5 protein-coding genes are annotated in these 5648 nt (G+C 50.0%); 2 read left to right on the top strand and 3 right to left on the bottom strand.

Annotated elements, in window-relative coordinates; all coding sequences use genetic code 11:
• Nucleotides 1–130 precede the first annotated feature (130 nt).
• Nucleotides 131–988 carry a hypothetical protein gene (locus F4Y64_07810; protein ID MXX97503.1) on the top strand — a complete coding sequence of 286 codons (858 nt, stop codon included), beginning with the start codon at nt 131–133 and terminating at the stop codon, nt 986–988.
• Between the two features lie 16 nt (nt 989–1004).
• Here F4Y64_07810 and F4Y64_07805 read toward each other — a convergent pair whose 3' ends face one another.
• The 3 genes from F4Y64_07805 to F4Y64_07795 form a co-directional block, all read right to left on the bottom strand.
• The gene (locus F4Y64_07805; GenBank protein ID MXX97502.1) at nt 1005–2738 is read right to left on the bottom strand and encodes an ABC transporter ATP-binding protein; all 1734 of its coding nucleotides are present in this window, start codon (nt 2736–2738) and stop codon (nt 1005–1007) included.
• A gap of 49 nt (nt 2739–2787) precedes the next feature.
• Complete coding sequence (locus F4Y64_07800; GenBank protein MXX97501.1) at nt 2788–3132, bottom strand: DUF819 family protein; 345 nt, start codon at nt 3130–3132, stop codon at nt 2788–2790.
• Between the two features lie 139 nt (nt 3133–3271).
• Nucleotides 3272–3472 carry a hypothetical protein gene (locus tag F4Y64_07795; protein ID MXX97500.1) on the bottom strand — a complete coding sequence of 67 codons (201 nt, stop codon included), beginning with the start codon at nt 3470–3472 and terminating at the stop codon, nt 3272–3274.
• 71 nt (nt 3473–3543) lie between these two features.
• Between F4Y64_07795 and F4Y64_07790 the strand changes: the two genes are divergently transcribed.
• Nucleotides 3544–4755 (top strand): ISL3 family transposase, encoded by a 1212-nt coding sequence (locus F4Y64_07790; protein ID MXX97499.1) that lies wholly within the window; start codon nt 3544–3546, stop codon nt 4753–4755.
• The last annotated feature ends 893 nt before the right edge of the window (nt 4756–5648 follow it).

Genomic DNA, 5648 nt, shown 5'->3' with positions numbered 1-5648 from the left:
TACGAAATACATAGCGCCCCGTAGCCTTATCTGACGGCCGTCCTACTATACCAGGAAAGGGGCATGACTTAACGTGTTTTCCGGTGCCGCATAAAATACATCCGTGCTCTAACATAAACCCCATTCGACGATGAAGTTATTGGCCTCTGTTCTGTTGTTTTTTCTGGCAGCGAACCTTTCGACTGCCTATGGACAGGTTGGTGGCTGGTATGTCGAACTGGGTGCGGGCCCCGCTTTCAGCGGAGACCTGGCACAGGAGGGATTTAACCTTGACTCATTCTGTTATCCAGGTTTTATCTGCTGCCCCGATCTAGATGGATGCAACAACAACAATCCAAATCAATTCTCTGGATATCGGTGGAACTATCAAATCCCGACGGACCCGGGCTTTGCCTTTCGCGTCGGCGCGGGAAGGGAGCAGGGATCGCTGCGCATCGACCTGAATATTCGATATTCGGCCCGAAATCTGCAACAGATTTTCAGCCGGATTGCGCACTTGGACGGATCGCCTGCCCCTCAGTTTGATCCTAATTCGGGGGTTCAGGTGACGACCATCGCAACCATTGGCAGATTACGTGTCGCCTCTCTTCGCATCAATACCTTTCTGGATCTGCTCCCACGGGATCGCACGTTCCGCCCGTACCTAGGCATGGGAACCGGGGTTGCGCGTGCAGTCGTGACCGATTTGTACTACGAGGAACGATACTCATGTACGAACCAGCCGTGCATCGGGGATCTGTCAAGTTACGATTCCCTGCAGGACGAGGATCTGGCGGATGTTGTGCTTTTGGCTTCCGGGCATGCCGGGTTCGAGTATATCCTCACTGAAAAAATTCTTGCAGGGGTTCGTTTCAGCTACACCTTGCTTCAGGACTTTAACAGTCAAGGAGAGTACACTACGCACAGAGTAGAAAACCTAACCAACACAACGACCTTCAGTAAACTAAACCTGTTTTCGACGATGGCGACTATCCGCTATCGCTTATGACCTATAGTGGCGGTTATTATTGGAGAGAATCTTCGCCGGGATTAACGTACAGGTCTTTTTCATAGCTGTGCTGCTGATCGTACAGCTCCCGATAACGACCACCCATGCGATAGAGTGTAGTATGATTGCCCCGTTCGACGATCCTGCCTGCTTCAAGAACCAAGATCTGATCTGCGCTCCGGATGGTGGATAACCGGTGAGCAATGACAAATGTGGTCCGTCCCTCGCGAAGATTCTTGAATCCTTCCTGAATCAATGCCTCGCTTTCCGTATCAAGGTTGGAGGTCGCTTCATCCAAGACAAGGATTTTGGAGTTTGCCAGAATTGCGCGTGCGATGGATATCCTCTGCCTCTGTCCACCACTGAGCTTTATCCCCCGCTCACCAACTACGGTATCATAGGAGTCCGGAAAGCTCTGAATAAATTCATGCGCATTTGCGATTCGGCTCGCATATTCGATTTCGTGGCGAGAGGCTGCCGGCTTGGCATAGCTGATGTTTTCTGCAATCGTACCATCAAACAGGAAATTCTCCTGCATCACCACCCCCAGGTATCTGCGGTAATCACTCAGTTTTAGGGTAGACAAATCCTGACCATCGATCAGGACCCGCCCCTGTTGGGGCTGATTGAACCCCATCACCATACTGATCAACGTACTCTTGCCTGAACCGCTTGGCCCAATCAATGCTGTCGTGGTTCCTTTTGCAGCGTGAAGAGAAACTCCCTGGATAACCGGGACCGTCTCGTCATAGCGAAAGTGTACATCTTCCAGAGTTACCTCCCCCCGCACCCGTTTCAATGTGTTCCTGTGATCCTCATCTTCATCCTCTCGAATCTCCGTCATCAGGTCTCTGATGCGATCAAGCCCTGCGAATGCCTCTGAAATCTGTGTACCAACCATTGCCATCTGTATGATGGGAGCGACCATCACCCCGACCACAAAAAGGTACATCACAAAATCCCCCAGAGTCAGTGCGTTCTCCGCGATCGCTCTGCCCCCTAGGACAATCATCAATGCACCAATGATTCCAACGATGACCGTCCCCAGCGTGACCGTTGCAGATGTACCTCGGATCGTTTTGGAGATCAACCTAAATAGCTGGATAACTCCGTCATTGAATTTACCTTGTTCCCGGCCTTCAGCCCCATACGCCTTGACCAACCAGATTCCGCCAAGCGTTTCCCCAAGTGCCCCCGTGATCTCTGATCGGATTTTTTGGCGCTTCCTGAAAATGGGTCGTAACGCTCTGAATGCATAGGCCATGAAGCCACCGAATGTAGCCAGAATTACACAAATGATCAGGGTTAACTGCCAATAGAGTATAAACAGAATGATGAGTGCCAGAATTGCGGTCAACACCCCTCCAACCAACATCACGATTCCTGTCCCCATCAAATTGCGGACTCCCTCGGGATCGCTCATCACACGTGATATCAACTCACCGCTTTTATGTCTCTCAAAAAAACGGGCGGGTAGATGGATCACGTGATCATGGATCCGCTGACGCATTTCCATGATGGCTTTTTGGGCGGCAATACCGATCACATTGGATAACAAATACGATGTTCCTGCCTGTACGATGGTTGCACCAACGGCCATCAGGGCGAGTGGCGTCAACAACTCCATTTGATCGTTGCCAATAACCTCATCAATCAGCCACTTGCTGGTACCGGGCAGCACAAAACTGCTCACACGATTGATGACCATAAGCACAAGGCCGACCGCCAGAGTTCTCCGATACCTCCACATCAGTTTCCGTGCCTGATTCCAGGCCGACCAGGTAATTTTGCGGCTCTTTTCAGTCACGACTATCTCGCCTGAGTGATGGTATTCTCCCTGTTATCATGTCGATTGATCCGCCCTTTCTGTTCTCTGATACCCACGGATGAGGTCTATTACCGTTTTCCGGCATGAACGTTGTATCTCGGTAGCCCAGCATCTCCCGAACCAGCATTCCCACTGCATACCCTAGAAACCCCATTGCTACTCCAGAGAATACTCGATCTGCCGCTCCCCGGGCCGTCGCAAGCACCATTGCGAAGGTAGGTCCATCCATGTTTACCTGTGACGAAATCGAAAGAGCGGTCGCACCTAACTGAAACAATACCCCAAGCCCAAATACGCAATCGCTATACGGAACGATCGTCCCAACCGCACAATAAAGACCTCAAGGCCAACCACGATAATACTCTTCACTACAGACTGTACTCCAATCGTGGCAAAAACAACAACGGCAAATAATATTCCTAAGGGGTTGTGTGCCCGGGAATTGGCGAGATAGATCAACCCGAACCAGTTGCCAACAACCAACCTCCAACCGCAAGTCCAATCGTGATTCCTATACTCACCAATCCAATCAGAAGATTGTACTTTTTGTCCTGAACTTTCAACTGTACTGCCATCACATCCTTGAGTGCTTTCATCTGCACTTCTAGGGTATTGTTGAGTACATCCAGTTTGGAATCGAAATTTGTAGCTGGCATCTCTTTGATGGGTACTACCGCAATTATTGTGGAATGATTAGTTTTGGGGCTCACCAGATCTAGACATTTCAATGGAAGCAGTTCCAGAATTTGCGGTACGTCACAGCTTACACTTAGGGAGCGACTGGACGATTGATCGGATGCGATTGGATGCAGAAGCTCAACGGATAGACATCTACATATCCCATGCAGGTCGTCGGTTGATCTGCCCGAAGACCGGGGAGACGGGCACGTTGTATGACCACCGGAAGGCGCGTTCATGGCGTCATCTGGATTGGTTTCAGTTTCAATGTTTTGTGCACTGCCGCGTCCCTCGGGTGAAGTCTTGCGCCGGGGTAAACACGATCGAGGTTCCGTGGTCGAGTGCTTCGCAACGCTTCACGGAAGCCTTTGAATCGTGGACGATTCGATTGTTGCAAGCGACAAAGAATCAAACGAAGACCGCGCAGTTGCTTCGGTGCAAGTTTGATGTGGTGAATCGGATTCTGCACCGTAGTGTGGCACGTGGAGAACGTCGGCGCAATCTGCACGACATTTCGCACGTGAGTGTGGACGAGAAGGCGATTCATCCTAAGTATGCCACGGTAGTGAGTGATTCCGAACGGGGTGTGGTCCTTGATGTGGGACAGGGACGCGACAAAATCAGCGTAAGAGCCCTGTTACAAGGGCTTTTGGGGGATCTAAAGGACGAGATCCAGACCATTACGACCGATATGTGGAAGGCCTACATTTCGTGTGTCACAGAGCTGTTCCCGAGTGCCACGCTGATCCATGATCGTTTTCATTTGATCCAGTATCTCAACCAAGCGATCGATCAGGTGCGCCGACGCGAAGTCAAGCAGCACGATGAACTCAAACATAGCCGGTATGCGCTCCTGAAGAACGAGGCGAATCGCACGGCCAGTCAGGAAGATATTTTTCAGGCCATCCAGAAATTGAACCTGCAGGTCAGCATTGCCTGGAGACTCAGAGAGGAATTCAAGGCCATCTTTCGATGCCGATCATTCGCCGATGCAAAAACGTATTTCAAGCTCTGGCTTGAACGCGTGAACGAAGAGGCGGTCCAGGAGGTCCTCCAGATCGCCGAGATGTTTGAACGACACCGAGACGGGGTCTGTAATGCGCTCTGCCACGAGCAGTCCAATGCCCGAGCCGAACGAATCAACGGCAAGATCCAGGAAGTTAAAACCGTGGGAAGAGGATACCGAACATTCAAAAACTTCCGAAGCGCGATCCTCTTTTTTCATGGAGGATTAGACCTCTATCCACAATATTCGCGGTAGAACCCTTTGATGATTTCAATGAATTCGTGAATTTCTTCCGGTTCCAACTTGTCCTCCTTCCTGTCCTTGCTCAATTTTCGCAGCAGAAAGAAGGCACGGGTTGCCAAGCTGTCCAGAAAATTTCGGTCTTCCGCCACGGCCCCGTTTGACGAAGTTATAGATTGAATGGTTCCAGTCCGCTCGCGCGCATTTCATAATATGTGCGCTTTCTGCACGCCAACCTGCTGGCCATCGATTTCCATGACCGTCCCCAGTGTGACCGTTGCAGATGTACTCTGGATCGTTTTGGAGATCAACCTAAATGTCTGTGGATGACCTCATCAATCAGCCACTCACTGGTCCCGGACAGCACAAAACTGCTCACATGATTAATCACCGCCAGGACAAAGCCAACCGCCGGAGTTCTCCGATATATCCACATCAGCCCAGAATATTCACCAAAGCTACGTTTTTCAATCAATCAATTTGTGTCAAAATGTACCCTTTTTATCGCGCGCATTTCCTCCCCCAGAATGCCTTCTAGTGCAGTTCTTGACCATATGAATCCCCAATTTTCATGCTCATAGGAGGCTTGGGAATCCATTTGACTCATTTCACCCTCTTGGTGAAATGAGTTACGCACAGTTTCAAGACATCTTGCGAGTCGGAGTCGAACAGGAAAACAGGGCTCTGTTCTGTCGAAAACCGCCACACAAAGTGCCCTGTACATCTTTTTATGAAAACTGATTTCGGAAATAGGAGGTTCCAAATTGGCGCAATTAAGCCCAAGAACCAATGGTTCTACCACGATTTGTATGGAATGATTAATTTTGATTGAACCAAAATTACCATTTTCATGTCAAATAATTTCCTTGATTCGGTGATGCGCTACACCTTGGGGCTTGATTCTGAGT

Source organism: Rhodothermaceae bacterium (assembly GCA_009838195.1).
Taxonomy (GTDB): Bacteria; Bacteroidota; Rhodothermia; order Rhodothermales; family Bin80; genus Bin80.
Note: the sequence above shows the minus strand (reverse complement) of the source record. Positions and strands in the feature narration are given on the sequence as shown.